This is a genomic window from Phenylobacterium terrae, assembly GCF_042681205.1.
Lineage (GTDB): Bacteria > Pseudomonadota > Alphaproteobacteria > Caulobacterales > Caulobacteraceae > Phenylobacterium > Phenylobacterium terrae.
In genome coordinates this window covers 1,133,335-1,149,791 of sequence record NZ_JBHUEY010000001.1, presented here as the reverse complement: position 1 = coordinate 1,149,791, position 16,457 = coordinate 1,133,335, and the positions used below count along the sequence as shown (strand labels likewise).

Sequence of the window (16,457 nt, the reverse complement as noted above, 5' to 3'; positions counted from 1 at the left end):
GGTGGACAGAGCAGCCACTACATATGGGGCTAGAGCCGAGGGCCGGGGGGCTCTTAGGGCTCGACACAGGAGAGGGTCGTAAGGCGTATGAGCGGGACTGAAGCGGCGCGTTTGAACGTGACGGAACAGGCGCGGGCCGTGGCGCCCGAGGCCCGGGCCGATCGGCCCCAGCTGCAGCTGGTTCGCAAGGTCGAGGTGGACCGCAGCCGCGATGAGCTGCTCACCGACTTCGGCAAGACCACGCTGGAAGACCGCTACCTGCTGGCGGGCGAGTCCTACCAGGACATGTTCGCCCGGGTGGCGACCGCCTTCGCCGACGACGCCGAGCACGCCCAGCGGATCTACGACTACATCTCCAACCTGTGGTTCATGCCCTCGACGCCGGTGCTGTCGAACGGCGGCGCGGCGCGCGGCCTGCCGATCTCCTGCTTCCTCAACGCGGTGCCCGACAACCTCGAAGGCATCGTCGGCGTCTGGAACGAGAACGTCCACCTGGCCTCCAACGGCGGCGGCATCGGGACCTACTGGGGCGGCGTCCGCTCCATCGGCGAGAAGGTGAAGGGCGCCGGTCAGACCAGCGGCATCATCCCCTTCATCCGGGTGATGGACTCGCTGACGCTGGCCATCAGCCAGGGGTCCCTGCGCCGCGGCTCGGCGGCCGTCTACCTCGACATCCACCACCCGGAGATCGAGGAGTTCCTGGAGATCCGTAAGCCGTCCGGCGACTTCAACCGCAAGTCGCTCAACCTGCACCACGGCATCTCGATCACCGACGAGTTCATGGAAGCGGTGCGCGACGGGGCCATGTTCGCCCTGAAGAGCCCGAAGACCGGCGAGCCGGTGCGCGAAGTCGACGCCCGCACCCTGTGGCAGAAGATCCTCGAGATCCGTCTGCAGACCGGCGAGCCCTACCTGATCTTCTCCGACACGGTGAACCGGTCGATGCCGCAGCACCAGCGCGAGCTGGGCCTGAAGGTGCGGCAGTCGAACTTGTGCTCTGAGATCATGCTGCACACCGGCCCGGACCACCTGGGCAAGGAGCGCACGGCGGTTTGCTGCCTCTCCTCGGTCAATGCCGAGAAGTTCATGGAGTGGCGCGACCACCCGACCTTCATCGAGGACGTGATGCGCTTCCTCGACAACGTGCTGCAGGACTTCATCGAGCGCGCCCCGCCCGAGATGGAGCACGCCGTTTACGCCGCCATCCGCGAGCGCTCGGTGGGCCTGGGCCTGATGGGCTTCCACTCCTTCCTGCAGGCGATGAACGTGCCGTTCGAGAGCGCGCTCGCCAAGAGCTGGAACATGCGCCTCTTCAAGCACCTGCGCCGCGAGTGCGACAAGGCCAGCCGCACCCTGGCCGCCGAGCGCGGGCCCTGCCCGGACGCCGCCGACCGCGGGGTGATGGAGCGCTTCAGCCACAAGCTGGCGATCGCGCCCACCGCCTCGATCTCGATCATCTGCGGCGGGACCAGCGCCGGCATCGAGCCGATCCCGGCCAACATCTACAGCCACAAGACCCTGTCGGGCACCTTCGCGGTCAAGAACCCCTACCTGGAGAAGCTGCTCGACGAGAAGGGCCAGAACACCGCCGCGGTGTGGGACTCGATCCTCGAGAACGAGGGCTCGGTCCAGCACCTGGACTTCCTGACCCAGGACGAGAAGGACGTCTTCAAGACCGCCTTCGAGATCGACCAGCGCTGGGTGGTGGAGCTGGCCGCCGACCGCACGCCGGAGATCTGCCAGTCCCAGTCGGTGAACGTCTTCCTGCCGGGCGACGTCGACAAGTGGGACCTCCACATGCTGCACTGGATGGCCTGGGAGCGGGGCTGCAAGAGCCTCTACTACCTGCGCTCCAAGTCGGTGCAGCGCGCCGCCCACGCCGGCGGCGAGGGCGCGGCCATCTTCGCCAGCGTCTCCGGCGAGAAGACCGACTACGAGGAGTGCCTCGCCTGCCAATAGGGCGCGCCGCCGCACTGGCCGCCGCCTGGGTTCTGAGCGCCGGCGCAGCGACTGCTGCGCCGGCGTTCGACGTTCTGGGCTACGAGGTCGAGCTGCGGCCGGACCTCGTCACGGGCGAGGTCGAGGGGCGCGAGACGGTGCGCCTGCGAAGCCGCGTCGACGGCCTTGCCAGCCTGGACTTCAGCGCCGGCGCGCTGCGCCTGGAGGACGTGCGCATCGACGGGATCCCTGCGGCCGCGCCGGTCCAGGCGGATGGGCGCCTCACCCTCGCCCTGCCGCAGGCGCTGCGGCGGGGGCGGACGGCGACGCTCAGCTTCGCCTTCTCCGGCCGGCCCCGGCGGGGCCTGGTGGCGACGGATCGGGTGCTGCACACCAGCTATTTCACCTGCGACTGGATGGTCTGCGACCAGGAGGCGCCCGGCGATATGGCCGCGCTCGACCTGACGCTCGACCTGCCGGCGGGCGCCCAGGCGGTCGCGACCGGCCGACCCCGCGGCGTGCGTGCGCGCGGCGATCGCCGCCTCCACCGTTTCACCCTGGAGCGGCCGTCCGCGCCCTTCGTGTTCGGCTGGGCGGCGGGCGAGTTCACGGCCGCCGTGCTCCCCGGCGCCGGCCCGGAGTTGCTCGTGCTGTCGGACGCCGCTTCCGAGCCGGAGCTGGCGCGGATCTTCCAGGACGCCCGGGCGATGATCGACTTCTTCGAGGAGAAGGCCGGCGTCGCCTTCCCGTTCGACCGCTACGTCCAGGTCGTCACCGCCGGCAGTTCGGCCCAGGAGGCGGCCGGGCTGTCGTTCCTCGGGCTCTCCGACGTGCGGCCGATCCTGACGGATCCCGAAGAGGACTGGGCCATCGCCCACGAACTGGCGCACCAGTGGTGGGGCGTCCTGGTGGCCTGCGAGGACCTCTCCCACTTCTGGCTGAACGAGGGGTTGGCGACCTTCATGACCGCCGCGTGGAAGGAGCATCGCTGGGGGCGCAGCCGCTACGACCGGGAGATGGCGCTGGCCCGCGCCCGGTGGGATCGGGCCCGCGCTCAAGGCTTCGACAGGCCGCTAAACTACGCAGGGACATATCCGAACCTTTCGGCGCGGCGGGCCATCGCCTACTCCAAGGCGGCGCTCTTCATCGATGCCCTGCGCACGGAAATGGGGGAGGCGGCCTTCTGGCGAGGGCTGGCCGCCTACACCCGCCGCCACGCGGGCCGGACGGCGAACAGCGCCGACTTCCAGGCGGCCATGGAGGCGGCGGCGGGGCGCAGCCTCGCCGCGAGCTTCGGCGCGTGGGTCTACGATCAACCACCGCCCGGGGCAGCCGGCGCCGGCCGCTCGCCCGTCGGGTGAATCCGCTGGCGGCCGCGACGCCGCCACCTATCCTGGCGTCAGCTGACCGGCTTGCGCCCGCCGGTCGAGACGCTGGGGACCAGACCGGTGAAGACTTGGGGCGCTCTCTTCCTTGTTGGACTTTTCTGCGGGCCGGCCGCCGCGCAGGCGGATACGCGCGCGCCTGAAGCGCCGGACATGATCGGCCTGCTCCTGGACGATCCGATCGGCTTTGCGCTGGAGCGGGCGGCCGCGGCGGCCGAGCCGGAAGCGCCCGAGAGCGTCGAGGGCGGCGTCCTCGTCGTCATCGACGCCCCGAGCGAGCCCATCGCGCCGCCCACCGAGCTCGCCGCCCGCGCCTTCGACATCACCTACACCTTCGCCTACCCCGACTCCGTCCGCCGGGCCGGCGCGGATCGGTAGCGCCCCCTCCGTCTCGTCGCTGCGCGCCGATCCACCTCCCCCGTCCTCTGCGGGCCGGGGGAGGAGCTGATGCGTTCAGATCCTCTCCCGCAGCGAAGACTGCGGGGGAGGGGGACCGCCGAAGGCGGTGGAGGGGGCGCTAGCTCGGCTCGCCATTGTAATCCGGCTGGTGCTCGGGGCGGGCGAGGCGAAAGGGCTCCAGGTCGACGCAGCGGGCCTCGATCTCCAGCAGCCGCGGATAGGCCGCCAGGTCGCAGCCGAGGCGGCGGCCGTTGCGCAACTGCGGGATCAGGTGCAGGTCGGCCCAGCCGGGCGCATCGCCGAAGCAGAAGGGCCAGGGCTCGGGTCGCGCGGCCAGCGCCGCCTCCAGGGCCGCAAAGCCGCGGCCGAGCCAGTGGACGGTCCAGCGGGCGGCGCCGGCCTCGCCCAGGCCGAGGTCGCCGGCCAGGTACTTCCGCACCCGGTTCACCGTCAGGGCGTGCATCTCGGCGGCGATGTGGGCGGCGAAGGCGCGGGCCTGGGCGCGGGTGACCGGGTCGGCCGGCAGCAGCGGCGGCGTGGGCCAGCCCTCCTCCAGAAAGGCCAGGATGGCGGCCGACTGGGCGATGATCCGCCCGTCCACCTCCAGCGCCGGCATCAGGCCCTGCGGATTGATCCTCTCGTACGCGCCGGGCGGCAGACCGGGGACCGAGACGTAGTCGTAGGCGATCCCCTTCAGATTGAGGGCGATCCGCACCCGCTCGCCCGCGGAGTTGCGCTGGTAGGTGTAGAGCCTCACCCCATCCGCTCCGCCCAGAGGGGCGCCAGGCGAGGGTCGGCGTCCACGCGCTTGACCGTTTCGGCCATCTTCGGCGCGACTTCGTAGAAGCGCGTCCGGCGCGGGCGGAAGCGGGAGACGACGTTCACATAGAGGTCGAGGACGGTGAGGTCGTCGCCGAGGATGTAGCGGCCGGGGCTGACCTGGCCGTCCATCACGCCCCAGCACCAGGCGATGCGCTCCAGGGTCCGCTCCACCAGCGCCTCGTGGCCGGCCGGGTCGGGGACCAGGCGCGCAGGATCGTCCTTCACCCAGTAGAGGGAATAGATCGCCGAGGAGACGAAGCTCATCCAGCGCAGGAACTGGCCGCGGGCCGGATCGCCGGGCGCAGGCGCGAGCCTCGCCTCCGGATAGGCCTCGGCCAGCCAGACCAGGATCGCCGCGCTCTCGGTCAGCACCTCGCCGGAGGGCAGCACCAGCGCCGGCACCTGCCGCATCGGGTTGGCGGCCAGCACCTTGTCGCCGCTCTGCGGCGTCGCCGGATTGAAGGTGTAGGCGTCGGTGAGGTCGAAGGGGGCTCCGATCAGCTTCAGGGCGGCCTCGACGGCCACCCCGCCCGAGCCCCTGGCGCTGTAGAGCTGCATCCGGTCGGCCATGACTTCTCCCCAATCTGTTCACAACATGTTGGGCGTCTGTGACAACTTCGCGCTAGATGTTGTCCACATGTGGTGGTTAACCTCACTCCCGAGATCGTCTCCCAACGTCTGCCGAACGGGAAGTCCGCCTGTGTCCGATCAGAACGTCCGCGCCCTGCCGGGCCTGCTCACCCCCTCCTACGCCTACAAGCCCTTCCGCTATCCGTGGGCCTACGAGTTCTGGAAGAAGCAGCAGCAGGTCCACTGGATGCCCGAAGAGGTGCCGCTGGGCGAGGACTGCAAGGACTGGGCGGCCAAGCTGAACGACCGCGAGCGCAACCTGCTCACCCAGATCTTCCGATTCTTCACCCAGTCGGACGTCGAGGTGAACGACAACTACATGGAGCGGTACGCCAGAGTCTTCAAACCCACCGAGGTGAAGATGATGCTGGCGGCGTTCTCCAACATGGAGACGATCCACATCGCCGCCTACGCCCTGCTGCTCGAGACCATCGGCATGCCGGACAGCGAGTTCACGGCCTTCCTCGACTACCAGGCGCTGCGCGACAAGCACGACTACATGCAGACCTTCGGCGTCGATTCGGACGCCGACATCGCCCGCACCCTGGCCATGTTCGGCGGCTTCACCGAAGGGCTGCAGCTGTTCGCATCCTTCGCGATGCTGATGAACTTCCCCCGCCACAACAAGATGAAGGGGATGGGCCAGATCGTCTCCTGGTCCGTGCGCGACGAGAGCCTGCACTGCGAAGGCATCATCAAGCTGTTCCACGCCTTCAACGCCGAGACCAAGGTGGTCACCAAGGCGGTGGCCGACGACATCGTCGACTGCTGCAAGACGGTGGTGAGCCTGGAGGACAAGTTCATCGACCTGGCCTTCGAGGCCGGCGACGTCCAGGGCATGACCCCCGACGACATCAAGAGCTACATCCGATTCATCGCCGACTGGCGCCTGCGCCAGCTGGCCCTGCCGGAGGTCTACGGGGTGAAGGAGAACCCGCTGCCCTGGCTGCAGTCGATGCTCTCGGGCGTCGAGCACGCCAACTTCTTCGAGGCCCGCTCGACCGAATACTCCAAGGCCGCCACCCGCGGCCAATGGCACGGCGAGACCGGCGTCTGGAGCGAGTTCGACAAGCTGCTGGCCAAGCGCAGCGAGAACGTGCTGCCGGCGGAGTAGGCGCGCTGGGTGACAGGTAGGGCTCCGCCCAACCCGTCACCGGGGGCTGTCGGTGACCGGTTGCGCCGCAGGCGCTACCTGTCACTCAGCTCCAGGGCAGCCGTGGACCGCTGCGCGTAAGGGGCACGGCCGTGCCGCTGCGGCCGGCCGCGACCCGCGCCGCCGCCTTGGGCGCGGCGACGCCCGTCAGCCGCATCAGCGCCGCCACGCGGTTGTGGGTCGCCGGGTGGGTCGAGAAGAGGTTGTCGGCGCCGCGGCCGGCCAGCGGGTTGATGATGAACATGTGGGCCGTGGCCGGATTGCGCTCGGCGTCGGCGTTGAAGTAGCCGCCGCGGGCGTAGGCGTCGATCTTCTGGAGGGCCGAGGCGAGCGCCTCGGGATCGCCGCTGATCTCGGCCCCGGCGCGGTCGGCCTCGTACTCGCGGCCGCGGCTGATGGCGAACTGGACGAGCGCAGCGGCCATGGGCGCCAGCAGCGCCACCACGATGGTCCCGATCAGGCCGGTGGGCCGGCCCTCCCCGTCCCGTCCGCCGAAGAAGAAGGCGAAGTTGGCGAGCGCCGAGATGGCCCCGGCGATGGTCGCCGTCACCGTCATGGTCAGGGTGTCGCGGTTCTTCACGTGGGCCAGCTCGTGGGCCATGACGCCGCGGATCTCGCGCCGGTCGAGCATCGAGAGCAGGCCGGTGGTCGCGGCCACGGCGGCGTGGGCCGGGTCGCGGCCGGTGGCGAAGGCGTTGGGCTGCGGGTTCTCGATCACCGTCACCAGCGGCCGCGGAAGGCCGGCGCGGTCGGCCAGCTCGTGCACGTCGCGGACGTAGGTCCGGATCAGCGGCTCGGGGTGGCTCTCGTCCACCGGCTGGGCGCGGTACATCCGCAGCACGATCTTGTCGGCGTTCCAGTAGCTGACGAGGTTCATGCCCGCGGCCAGAACGAAGGCGATGGCCATGCCCGTGGCGCCGCCGATCATGTAGCCCGCGCCGACGAAGATGGCGGTCAGGGCCGCCAGCAGCACGAACGTCCGAAGGTGGTTCTTCATCTTCCTGTTTTGCGTTCACCCGATAAGGGGCGCCGATCGCCCCGCCCGTAATATGGGGACCGACGGGCCCGCGCCCAAGACGGCCGCGCTCGCCTCGGCCCGCCGGCACAGGCTATATGAACCGATGACTCTCGAAGACCGCGCCCGCGAGATCGTGGGGCGCCTCACCGACGAATACGCCGCCTCCGTCGAGGCCCTCCGCGCCGCCCTCAAGGCCTTCCTGCTGGCGGGCGATCCGCCCGATCCCGAACTGCGCCGCAAGGGCCCCTTCGTCTACCCGGAGCTCAGGCTGACCTGGCCGCCGGGGCGCGAGCACCCGCGCCTGTCGCGGGCCTACGCCCGGATCTCGGCCCCGGGCCGCTATGCGGTCACGGTCACCCGGCCTGACCTCTACCGCGACTATTTGTGCGAACAGCTCACCCTGCTGATGCAGGACTTCGACGTCGAGCTGGACGTCGGCCGCTCGGCCCAGGAGATCCCCTTCCCCTACGTGCTGGACGGCTCGGACCTGGCCCTGGCCGACATCGGCGCGGCGGCCATCGCCCGCCACTTCCCGACCACCGAGCTGGCCTTCATCGGCGACGAGATCGCCGACGGCTACTGGAACCGGGGCGAGCACGAGGACCGGCCGCTCGCCCTGTTCGACGCCCTGCGCACCGACTTCTCGTTGGCGCGCCTGGCCCACTACATGGGCACGCCGGCCGAGCACGTGCAGCAGTACGTGCTGTTCACCAACTACCACCGCTACGTGGACGAGTTCGTCCGCTGGGCCATCGGCAAGCTGGCCGAGGACGGGCCCTATACGGCGCTGTCGGCCGCCGGGCGGGTGGTGGTGACCAAGGAGACCGCGAACGCCGAGCACGTTGTCGCCGAGGCGCCGTGGCGCAAGCACCAGATGCCCGGCTACCACCTGATGGCCGAGGGCGGGCGCGGGGTTTCCCTGATCAACATCGGCGTCGGCCCCTCCAACGCCAAGACGGTGACCGACCACCTGGCGGTGCTGCGGCCCCAGGCCTGGCTGATGATCGGCCACTGCGGAGGCCTGCGCGGCTCGCAGACCATCGGCGACTACGTGCTGGCCCACGCCTACCTGCGCGACGACCACGTGCTGGACCCGGTGCTGCCGCCGGAGATCCCAATCCCGCCCATCGCCGAGGTGCAGCAGGCGCTCAACCGGGCGGCCGAGATCGTCACAGGCGAGGCGGGGGATGTGCTCAAGCGCCGCCTGCGCACCGGCACGGTGGTGACCACCGACGACCGCAACTGGGAGCTCCGCTTCTCCCTCTCGGCCCTGCGCTTCAACCAGTCCCGGGCGGTGGCCATCGACATGGAGAGCGCCACCATCGCGGCCCAGGGCTACCGCTTCCGGGTGCCGTACGGGACGCTGCTGTGCGTCTCCGACAAGCCGCTGCACGGCGAGATCAAGCTGCCCGGCCAGGCCAACGCCTTCTACGAGCGGGCCATCGGCCAGCACCTGCAGATCGGCCTGGCCGCCATGGACCTGCTGCGCGAGGAGGGCCACCGCCTCCACTCCCGCAAGCTGCGCAGCTTCGACGAGCCGCCGTTCAGGTAGGGCTCGCCGAGGTCCGCTTGCTGCCCAATCGCGGTCGTCCGCGTTCGACCCGTTGCAGACCCGAGCTCTCGACTGACGTAGTCTGCCCGCTGATGTCGGGGGAAAACGTCTCGAGCGCGAAGTTGGGCGTCTGGGCGAGGTTCTGCCGCGCGCTTCTCTTGCTCCCGTGGGTGTTTCGGCTGCCGTGGGCGTACTCGGCCGCCGTAGACGAGACGATCAGGAACGATTTTCTCGCGGCCAGGCGGCGTCTTCTCAGGCTTCTAACAGGCCCACCAGAGCTCTTCCTCGACAGATTGCCGGTGAAGCTGCTCCTCGCGAGGGTTCTGTTGGAAACCGGAGATCCTGCTGCGGCTGCGGCGCTCTTCCCACAGGCGTTTCGGCCAGCGCTCTGCTCTCGCACCCTCAATGATGCTGAACGCGCGTTCCTGAAGTACGTGGGAAACGAGATCTATGAGCGAGCAACGAAGCAGCTAGGTCGCCAATCCAGCTTCGATATCAAGGTTGAGTTTGATGAGCTCGACCTCGCTCACGTCGGCGAACGATTGCGAGATGCGTTCCCTCATCCGCAGCGCGGGGATGACGTTCGCGGAGCGACGAACCACTAGCAGCAAGGTGGGTCCCCCGGTCCCCTTCCCACCCTCCTCGGGCCTTCAGTGTCCGCTTGCCCGCGTTACGACGTCAGCGCCTGCTCGCAGGCGCGCGCGAAGGCCTCGCCGACTTCGCCCTCCGGCGCCGGATGTGGGCCGAGGTTGGTGGCGCCGTAGTTGGCGGCGATGGGCTGACCGCCACGTAGCCTTCCAATCAGTTCAGGGGTGAGCGGCGCCTTTGCCTCGACGAACGGCAGGCCGGAGCTCACGTCCGCCACCAGGGTGAAGAGCTGATCGCCGAAGCCGAGGGTGAACCGCTCCTCGCTGCCGATGGGTTGGACGTCCGCGGCCTGCACCACGAACTCGGCGGGGCCGCGCCGGCAGATCAGCCGCAGCCGTTCGACGCCGTCGGCGTCGGCGAACACCAGCGCCGAGCCGGCGGTGGCGGAGGCTTCGAGGCGCCAGGGGCCTTCGGGGGCGGGCGCCTCGGCGGCGGGCGGGGGCGGCGCAGGCTGCTCCTGGCGTTCGCACGCCGCGAGGGCTGACGCGGTAAGAAGCGCCGCGACCAGCGGCCAGTGGGGCTTGGATCTCATGGCGGCCAGTTTGCCTGCGGGCCCCGGCAACTCAAGGACCGGCCGCAGGCCGGGTCATGGCCGGCCGGCCACCCATCCTGATGAGGCTGGCCCTGCCGCAACGGGCGGGGGTCGCCGGGACGAGCCCGGCGATGACGGGCGTGGGGAACGGGCGTTGAGTGCGGAACGGCGTTCGGCTTCTATGTGCGCCCTCCCTGTCGCAACCGAGGACGCTCCCATGCACTACGCCATCCTGGCCTACCACGAGGAGGACATCGTCCAGTCCTGGAGCCCGGACGAGGACGAGGCCCTGATGACCGACCTCCTGAAGGTCAACGACCGGCTCGTCGCCGAGGGCAAGCTGGGCCCCGCGGCGCGGCTGGGCGCCACGGCCGACGCGGTCACCCTGCGCGGCCCCGGCAAGGGCGTCGTCCTGGACGGCCCGTTCGCGGAGACCAAGGAGCAGCTCCTGGGCCTCTACGTGGTGGACGCGCAGAGCCGCGACGAGGCGGTCGCCATCGCCCGCGACCTGCGCTGGGCCAACCCCACTGCGGTCTACGAAATCCGCCCCATCCTGCTCTATATCCCCGGGGCGCCGCTGGCCGGCGCCGAGGCTCCGTCGGCGGAGACGGTCTAGCGCCCCGGGCGCGATCCGATGGACTCCCTGATCACCGCCGCCGCCCGGGCGCTCGCGGCCGGCGATCCGTTCGGCGCCCTGAACCGCGTCGCGCTGCGTGACGATGCGCCGGCGCTGGCGTTGCGCGGCATCGCCATGGCCCAGCTCGGCGACCTGGATCGCGCCAAGGCGCTGCTGAGGCGGGCGGCCCGCGGGTTCGGGCCCAAGGAGCCGGTGGCCCGCGCCCGGTGCGTCGTGGCCGAGGCGGAGATCGCGCTCGTCTCCCGCGACCTGGGCTGGCCCGACAAGGCCCTGGAGGTGGCGCGGACGGTCCTGGAGCAGCATGGCGAGCGGCTGAACGGCGCCCACGCGCGGCACCTGGAGATCCGCCGGCTGGTGCTGATCGGGCGGCTGGACGCGGCCGAGCGGGCGCTGGCCGAGCTCGACCCAACGCCCTTGCCGCCGGCCTGGCGGGCGGCGCACGAGCTGGTGGTCGCCGGGATCGCCATCCGGCGCCTGCGGACCCAGGCGGCGCGCCAGGCGCTCGCCCGCGCCGACGGCGCGGCGCGGCAGGCCGGGATTCCCGCGCTCGCGGCGGAGGTCGCGGCCGCGGCGTCGGTCTTGAGTACGCCGGCCGCGCGCCTGATCGCCCAGGGCCAGGCGCGCCCCCTGCTGCTGGACGAGGTCGAGGGCCTGCTGGCCTCGGACGTCATCGTCGTCGACGCCTGCCGCCACGTGGTGCGCGCGGGGCGCACGGTGGTCTCGCTCGCCACCCGTCCGGTGCTGTTCGCCCTGGCCCGGGCGCTTGGCGAGGCCTGGCCCGGCGACGTCTCGCGAGGCGCGCTCGTCGCCCGGGCGTTCCGGGCCAAGGAGGCCGACGAGTCGCACCGCGCCCGCCTTCGGGTCGAGGTCGGGCGGCTGCGCGCCGAGCTTCGGGACCTCGTGGAGGTCCACGCGACGGAGCACGGCTTCGCGCTCGCGGCGCCGGCCAGGCGCCGGATCGTCGTGCTGGCGCCGCCGGTTGACGATGAGCATGCGGCGGTCCTCGCCCTGCTCGCCGACGGCGAGGCTTGGTCGAGCTCGGCGCTGGCCCTGGCCCTGGGCGCCAGCCAACGCACCGTGCAGCGGGCGCTGGACGCGCTCTCCGCAGCCGGCAAGGCCCAGGCGTTCGGCCGCGGACCGGCGCGCCGCTGGATGGCGCCGCCCCTGCCGGGTTTCCCGACAAGCTTGTTACTCCCGGCCCCTCTGCCGGCCGGCTAGGACAGGGCCATGAAGACCTCATCCGCAGACATCCTCCGCGAATACGGACCCTTCCCGGGCGCCGAGCAGGTGCACGGGGTCACCCACGACGGGCGGCACGTCTGGTTCGCCTCCGGCGACAGGCTGAACGCCCTCGATCCCGCCAGCGGCGAGGTGGTCCGCACCCTGGCGGTCGCGGCCCACGCAGGGACCGCCTTCGACGGCCGGCGCCTGTTCCAGATCGCCGAGGACCGCATCCAGAAGATCGACCCGCAGAGCGGGGAGGTCCTGGGCTCCATCCCGGCGCCCGGCGGCGGGGGCGACTCCGGCATGGCCTGGGCCGAGGGGACGCTCTGGGTCGGGGTGTACCGCGACCGCAAGATCCACCAGGTGGACCCCGAGACCGGCGAGATCCTGCGCACCATCGAATCCAAGCGCATGGTCACCGGGGTCACCTGGATCGACGGCGAGCTCTGGCACGCGACCTGGGAAGGCGAGGAGAGCGACCTGCGGCGCATCGATCCCGCCAGCGGCGAGGTGCTGGAGCGGGTCGAGATGCCGCCAGGGACGGGCGTCTCCGGGCTGGAGGCGGACGGCGAGCGGTTCTTCTGCGGCGGCGGGGGCAGTGGCGTTCTGAGGGCCGTGCGCCGGCCCGGACGCGCCACGGCAGGCTAGGGTTCGATCCCCTTTCGTTCCGCCGGGACTCGGCTTAGATCGTGCCATGGACCGGCACATCGACTTCGACGGCATCGAGAACTTCCGCGACTTCGGCGGCTACGCCACACGCTGCGGGCGGGGCGTCAGGCGCCAGCGGCTGTTCCGCTCGGCGCACCATGCGGCGGCGAGCGAGGCGGACCTGGCCCGGCTCACCGAACTCGGCATCGAGGTGGTTGTCGACCTGCGCCGGCCGTCCGAGCGGCGGCGCGAACCCTGTCGGCACGAGACCTTCGCCCGCCAGGTTATCGCCTCGGACCTCGACGACCACGACGGGTGGGTCGAGAACGCCCGGGCCGGCGAGCTGGACGCCGAGTGGTTCCGCAACGACTGCCGCCACTTCTATCGGCTGACGCCCTTCGAGGGCCGGCACGTGGAGCTGTTCTCCCGCTGGTTCCACGCGCTCGCGGAAGCCGAGGGGGCGGTGCTGGTCCACTGCGCGGCGGGCAAGGACCGCACCGGCATGATCTGCGCCCTGACCCACCACATCTGCGGGGTGCACGAGGACGACATTGTCGCCGACTACCTGCTGACCAACGAGGAGAGCCGGATCACCCGCCGGATGGCCTCGCTCGGCGACTTCCTCGAGCAGAACCTCGGCCGCCGGCCGGCCGACGAGGCCCTGCGGGTCGGCGTGTCGGTCGCGCCCGAATACCTGCACATCGCCTTCGACCGCATGGCCGAGGAGTGCGGCTCGATCGACGGCTATCTCACCCAGGTGCTGGGGGTGGACGCGGGCCTGCGCGAGAAGATCGCGGCCAAGGTGCTGGGCTGAGTCCGGAGCGGGGTGACAGGTAGCGCCGTCCCGGCGCAACCAGTCACCGGATGGCGTCGGTGACTGGTTGGGCGCAAGCCCTACCTGTCACCCCAGGTGGCCTGATCCGCCAACGAGCGGCGCCCGCCGCGGGCCTCACCGCGACGGGCGCCTATCAGGGACGGACCCTCCGAAGAGATCCTGTGGATTAATTTGCGCTGGGCCGGGCTTTTCCACTAATCACCCCGCCGTGACGCACGCAAACGTGACGCGCCGGCGCTCCCAGGCGCCGCAGGAGGGGTGATGCAGAGTTTTCAGCCGCCACGCCGGATCCTCATGGGACCCGGGCCATCCGACGTGAGCCCGCGGGTTCTGGCCGCCCTGTCGCGGCCGACCATCGGACACCTGGACCCCGAGTTCCAGGCGCTGATGGAGGACATCAAGGCGGCCCTGCAGCGGCTGATGGGCGCCCCCGACCACGCCTGCATCCCGCTGCCCGCGCCGGGCACCGCGGGCATGGAGGCGGCGATCATGAACCTCTTGGAGCCGGGCGACCGGGCGGTGATCGCCGTCAACGGCGCCTTCGGCGGCCGCATGGCCGACATGGCCGGCCGGGCCGGGGCCGAGGTGGTGACCGTCGAGGATGAGTGGGGCAAGCCCGTCGATCCCGCCAAGGTCGAGGAGGCGCTGAAGGCGGCGCCGACCAAGGTGCTGGCCTTCGTCCATGCGGAGACCTCGACCGGCGCGCGCAGCGACGCCGCCGCGCTCTGCAAGCTCGCCCGCCAGTACGGCGCCCTCTCGATCGTGGACACGGTGACCTCGCTGGGCGGCATCCCGGTGGACGCCGCCGCCTGGGACGCGGATGCGATCTACTCCGGGACCCAGAAGTGCCTCTCGGCGCCTCCGGGCCTGTCGCCCTTCGCCCTGTCGAAGCGGGCGCAGGCGGCGATCGCCGCGCGCAAGGAGAAGCCGCGCAACTGGCTCTGCGATTTCGGCCTCTTGATGAGCTACTGGGGCGGCGAGGGCGGCCGGACCTACCACCACACCGCCCCGATCAACGCCCTCTACGGCCTGCACGAGTCGCTCGTGCTCCTCTTCGAGGAGGGCCAGCAGGCCGCCTACGTCCGCCACGCGCGGATGCACGAGGCGCTGGCGGCCGGCCTGGAGGCGGCGGGCCTGAAGCTGCTCGTCGATGCGGAGCACCGGTTGCCGCAGCTCAACGCGGTGCTGGTCCCGGACGGGATCGACGAGGCGGCGGTGCGCACCCACGTGCTGAAGGCCTGGGACCTCGAGATCGGCGCAGGCCTGGGCCCGCTCAAGGGCAAGGTCTGGCGGATCGGCCTGATGGGCGCCTCGGCCACGCCGTGGCACGTGCGCCTGTGCCTGACCGCGCTCTGCGAGGCGCTGGCCGCGCAGGGGTTCAAGGTGAATGGCGCCGAGGTGCTGAAGGCCGCCGACGCCAAGCTGGCGTAGTCGTCCATCCCCTCCTTCGTCATCGCCGGGCTTGTCCCGGCGGAGGGCGCTCTCCGCCGGCTCGACAGGTCCGCTTGCTGACCCCACTATCCCCAGGCAGGCCGCCGCCAGAGCGGCCGAAGGGGGAGGCGAGAGCGTGACCGAATCCACGGCCGTGGACGCCCACGGCCCTGCCGCGGTGGTCGACCCGCCAGCCGCCGCCGAGCTGGGGGGCGATGCGCCGCTGAGCCGCGGGGCGGTGGCCTGGGCGCTGTTCGAGGGCGCCCGCAACCCCTACGTCATCCTGATCACCATCTACATCTTCATGCCCTACGTGGCGTCCACGCTGGTGGGCGACCCGGTGCGGGGGCAGGAGATCGTTTCGCGCTGGAGCCAGTACTCCGGCTGGGCGGTGATGGCGACGGCGCCGCTGCTCGGCGCGGCGGTGGACCGGATCGGGCGCAGGAAGCCGCTGCTGGCGCCGATCGTCCTGCTGATGATCCCGATGATCTGGGCCCTGTGGTGGGCGACGCCGGGCGGCCTGTCGGTCACCGCGGTGATGGCCCTGACCACCGTCATCGGCCTGCTGTTCGCCTACACCGAGGTGTTGCACAACTCGCTGCTGGTCCGGGCGGCCGGGATGTCGGGCGCGCACAAGGCCTCGGGCCTGGCGCTGGCGCTCGGCAACGCCTTCGCCCTCCTGGCCCTGGGCTTCACGGCCTGGGCCTTCGCCCTGCCCGGCAAGGTGGACTGGGGCTTCGTGCCCTCCGCCCCGCTGTTCGGGCTCGATCCGGCGGCCCACGAGCCGGAGCGGATCGTCGCCCCGATGGCCGCGGCCATCTTCGCCCTCGGCGCCCTGCCGATCTTCCTGTTCACGCCGGATGCGCCGCGCACAGGCGTCCCCTTCCTGCGGGCGCTCGCCGACGGCGCCCGGGACCTCTGGCGCATGGTCGCCACGGTGAAGGCGCACAAGGACGCGGCGGTCTTCCTGCTGGCGCGGATGTTCTACGTCGACGGCATGACCGCCATCCTGATCTACGCCGGCATCTATGCCGCCGGCGTGATGGGCTGGGGCCCGCTGGAGATGCTGGTCTTCGGCCTGGTGCTGACCGTGCTGGCGGTGCTGGGCGGCTTCGTCGGGCGCTGGCTGGACGCCGGGCTCGGCCCACGACGCGCGGTGCTGGTGGAGATCGGCATGTCGGTGCTGGGCGTCATCGCCTTCATCGGCATGGCGCCCGACAGGATCCTCTACTTCTGGAGCTACGATCCGGCGGCCCACGCCCCGCTCTGGGACGGGCCGGTGTTCCGCACCCTGCCCGAGCTGATCTTCATCCTGATCGGCTTTTCCAACGCGGTGTTCATCACCGCCCACTACGCCTCCAGCCGCACCTTGCTGACGCGGCTCACCCCGCCGGAGCAGACGGGCGCCTTCTTCGGCGTCTACGCCCTCTCGGGCACGGCGACGATCTGGCTGGGCTCGTTCCTGGTCAACCAGGGCACCCGCATCTTCGGAACCCAGCAGGGCGGGTTCGCGACCATCATCCTGCTGCTGGCGGCCGGTTTCGTCGGGCTGCTGTTCGTCAAAGGGGGCGACAGGCGCCGCTGAGCCTTCCGCCGGACGCCCGC

16 protein-coding genes are annotated in these 16,457 nt (G+C 71.0%); 12 read left to right on the top strand and 4 right to left on the bottom strand.

All coding sequences use genetic code 11. The features are described 5' to 3' along the window. Nucleotides 1–87 precede the first annotated feature (87 nt). From ACFSC0_RS05765 to ACFSC0_RS05755, 3 genes are all read left to right on the top strand, one after another. The gene (locus ACFSC0_RS05765; protein ID WP_377282581.1) at nt 88–1,959 is read left to right on the top strand and encodes a ribonucleoside-diphosphate reductase subunit alpha; all 1,872 of its coding nucleotides are present in this window, start codon (nt 88–90) and stop codon (nt 1,957–1,959) included. Beyond that, nucleotides 1,941–3,299, top strand: a complete 1,359-nt coding sequence (locus ACFSC0_RS05760; protein ID WP_377282582.1) for a M1 family aminopeptidase — start codon at nt 1,941–1,943, stop codon at nt 3,297–3,299. The genes ACFSC0_RS05765 and ACFSC0_RS05760 overlap by 19 nt, the downstream gene beginning before the upstream one ends. A 177-nt stretch (nt 3,300–3,476) precedes the next feature. Beyond that, nucleotides 3,477–3,701: a hypothetical protein gene (locus tag ACFSC0_RS05755; RefSeq protein ID WP_377282583.1), complete on the top strand. Its 225-nt coding sequence runs from the start codon at nt 3,477–3,479 to the stop codon at nt 3,699–3,701. 139 nt (nt 3,702–3,840) lie between these two features. On the opposite strand, the gene maiA is transcribed toward ACFSC0_RS05755, so the two are convergent. Both maiA and ACFSC0_RS05745 read right to left on the bottom strand, forming a co-directional pair. Continuing rightward, complete coding sequence (gene maiA / locus ACFSC0_RS05750; RefSeq protein ID WP_377282584.1) at nt 3,841–4,479, bottom strand: maleylacetoacetate isomerase; 639 nt, start codon at nt 4,477–4,479, stop codon at nt 3,841–3,843. Next, complete coding sequence (locus ACFSC0_RS05745) at nt 4,476–5,114, bottom strand: glutathione S-transferase family protein (protein ID WP_377282585.1); 639 nt, start codon at nt 5,112–5,114, stop codon at nt 4,476–4,478. The genes maiA and ACFSC0_RS05745 overlap by 4 nt, the downstream gene beginning before the upstream one ends. 130 nt (nt 5,115–5,244) lie before the next feature. Here ACFSC0_RS05745 and ACFSC0_RS05740 point away from each other — a divergent pair, with 130 nt between their 5' ends. Further along, nucleotides 5,245–6,288, top strand: a complete 1,044-nt coding sequence (locus ACFSC0_RS05740) for a ribonucleotide-diphosphate reductase subunit beta (protein ID WP_377282586.1) — start codon at nt 5,245–5,247, stop codon at nt 6,286–6,288. 85 nt (nt 6,289–6,373) lie between these two features. Here the strand turns inward: ACFSC0_RS05740 and htpX are convergent, their stop codons facing one another. Beyond that, the gene (htpX, locus tag ACFSC0_RS05735) at nt 6,374–7,324 is read right to left on the bottom strand and encodes a zinc metalloprotease HtpX (protein ID WP_377282587.1); all 951 of its coding nucleotides are present in this window, start codon (nt 7,322–7,324) and stop codon (nt 6,374–6,376) included. Nucleotides 7,325–7,448: 124 nt separating this feature from the next. Here htpX and ACFSC0_RS05730 point away from each other — a divergent pair, with 124 nt between their 5' ends. Both ACFSC0_RS05730 and ACFSC0_RS05725 read left to right on the top strand, forming a co-directional pair. Continuing rightward, a complete protein-coding gene (locus ACFSC0_RS05730; protein WP_377282588.1) occupies nt 7,449–8,897 on the top strand; it encodes an AMP nucleosidase in 1,449 nt (482 codons plus the stop codon). A gap of 92 nt (nt 8,898–8,989) precedes the next feature. Then, nucleotides 8,990–9,502 (top strand): hypothetical protein, encoded by a 513-nt coding sequence (locus tag ACFSC0_RS05725; RefSeq protein WP_377282589.1) that lies wholly within the window; start codon nt 8,990–8,992, stop codon nt 9,500–9,502. A 65-nt stretch (nt 9,503–9,567) separates the two neighbouring features. Here the strand turns inward: ACFSC0_RS05725 and ACFSC0_RS05720 are convergent, their stop codons facing one another. Then, on the bottom strand, nt 9,568–10,077 hold the full coding sequence (locus tag ACFSC0_RS05720) for a pepsin/retropepsin-like aspartic protease family protein (protein WP_377282590.1): 510 nt from the start codon (nt 10,075–10,077) through the stop codon (nt 9,568–9,570). A 217-nt stretch (nt 10,078–10,294) separates the two neighbouring features. Between ACFSC0_RS05720 and ACFSC0_RS05715 the strand changes: the two genes are divergently transcribed. The 6 genes from ACFSC0_RS05715 to ACFSC0_RS05690 all read left to right on the top strand — a co-directional run bounded on the left by ACFSC0_RS05715 (nt 10,295) and on the right by ACFSC0_RS05690 (nt 16,437). Then, entirely contained in the window at nt 10,295–10,693 is a 399-nt protein-coding gene (locus ACFSC0_RS05715; RefSeq protein ID WP_377282591.1) for a YciI family protein, read from the top strand. 18 nt (nt 10,694–10,711) lie between these two features. Continuing rightward, nucleotides 10,712–11,932 (top strand): helix-turn-helix domain-containing protein, encoded by a 1,221-nt coding sequence (locus ACFSC0_RS05710; RefSeq protein ID WP_377282592.1) that lies wholly within the window; start codon nt 10,712–10,714, stop codon nt 11,930–11,932. 9 nt (nt 11,933–11,941) lie between these two features. Beyond that, nucleotides 11,942–12,586: a Vgb family protein gene (locus ACFSC0_RS05705; RefSeq protein ID WP_377282593.1), complete on the top strand. Its 645-nt coding sequence runs from the start codon at nt 11,942–11,944 to the stop codon at nt 12,584–12,586. A gap of 46 nt (nt 12,587–12,632) precedes the next feature. Beyond that, nucleotides 12,633–13,400 carry a tyrosine-protein phosphatase gene (locus ACFSC0_RS05700; RefSeq protein ID WP_377282594.1) on the top strand — a complete coding sequence of 256 codons (768 nt, stop codon included), beginning with the start codon at nt 12,633–12,635 and terminating at the stop codon, nt 13,398–13,400. 336 nt (nt 13,401–13,736) lie between these two features. Next, entirely contained in the window at nt 13,737–14,852 is a 1,116-nt protein-coding gene (locus ACFSC0_RS05695) for a pyridoxal-phosphate-dependent aminotransferase family protein (protein WP_377282595.1), read from the top strand. A gap of 136 nt (nt 14,853–14,988) precedes the next feature. Continuing rightward, the gene (locus ACFSC0_RS05690) at nt 14,989–16,437 is read left to right on the top strand and encodes an MFS transporter (protein WP_377282596.1); all 1,449 of its coding nucleotides are present in this window, start codon (nt 14,989–14,991) and stop codon (nt 16,435–16,437) included. The last annotated feature ends 20 nt before the right edge of the window (nt 16,438–16,457 follow it).

What these genes read in the sequence shown, in the direction of transcription:
- htpX (WP_377282587.1), bottom strand. Translation starts at nt 7,324, where the DNA reads ATGAAGAACCACCTTCGGACGTTCGTGCTGCTGGCGGCCCTGACCGCC.
- ACFSC0_RS05710 (WP_377282592.1), top strand. Translation starts at nt 10,712, where the DNA reads ATGGACTCCCTGATCACCGCCGCCGCCCGGGCGCTCGCGGCCGGCGAT.
- ACFSC0_RS05755 (WP_377282583.1), top strand. Translation starts at nt 3,477, where the DNA reads ATGATCGGCCTGCTCCTGGACGATCCGATCGGCTTTGCGCTGGAGCGG.
- ACFSC0_RS05720 (WP_377282590.1), bottom strand. Translation starts at nt 10,077, where the DNA reads ATGAGATCCAAGCCCCACTGGCCGCTGGTCGCGGCGCTTCTTACCGCG.
- ACFSC0_RS05730 (WP_377282588.1), top strand. Translation starts at nt 7,449, where the DNA reads ATGACTCTCGAAGACCGCGCCCGCGAGATCGTGGGGCGCCTCACCGAC.
- ACFSC0_RS05725 (WP_377282589.1), top strand. Translation starts at nt 8,990, where the DNA reads ATGTCGGGGGAAAACGTCTCGAGCGCGAAGTTGGGCGTCTGGGCGAGG.
- ACFSC0_RS05745 (WP_377282585.1), bottom strand. Translation starts at nt 5,114, where the DNA reads ATGGCCGACCGGATGCAGCTCTACAGCGCCAGGGGCTCGGGCGGGGTG.
- ACFSC0_RS05700 (WP_377282594.1), top strand. Translation starts at nt 12,633, where the DNA reads ATGGACCGGCACATCGACTTCGACGGCATCGAGAACTTCCGCGACTTC.
- ACFSC0_RS05705 (WP_377282593.1), top strand. Translation starts at nt 11,942, where the DNA reads ATGAAGACCTCATCCGCAGACATCCTCCGCGAATACGGACCCTTCCCG.
- ACFSC0_RS05715 (WP_377282591.1), top strand. Translation starts at nt 10,295, where the DNA reads ATGCACTACGCCATCCTGGCCTACCACGAGGAGGACATCGTCCAGTCC.
- ACFSC0_RS05765 (WP_377282581.1), top strand. Translation starts at nt 88, where the DNA reads ATGAGCGGGACTGAAGCGGCGCGTTTGAACGTGACGGAACAGGCGCGG.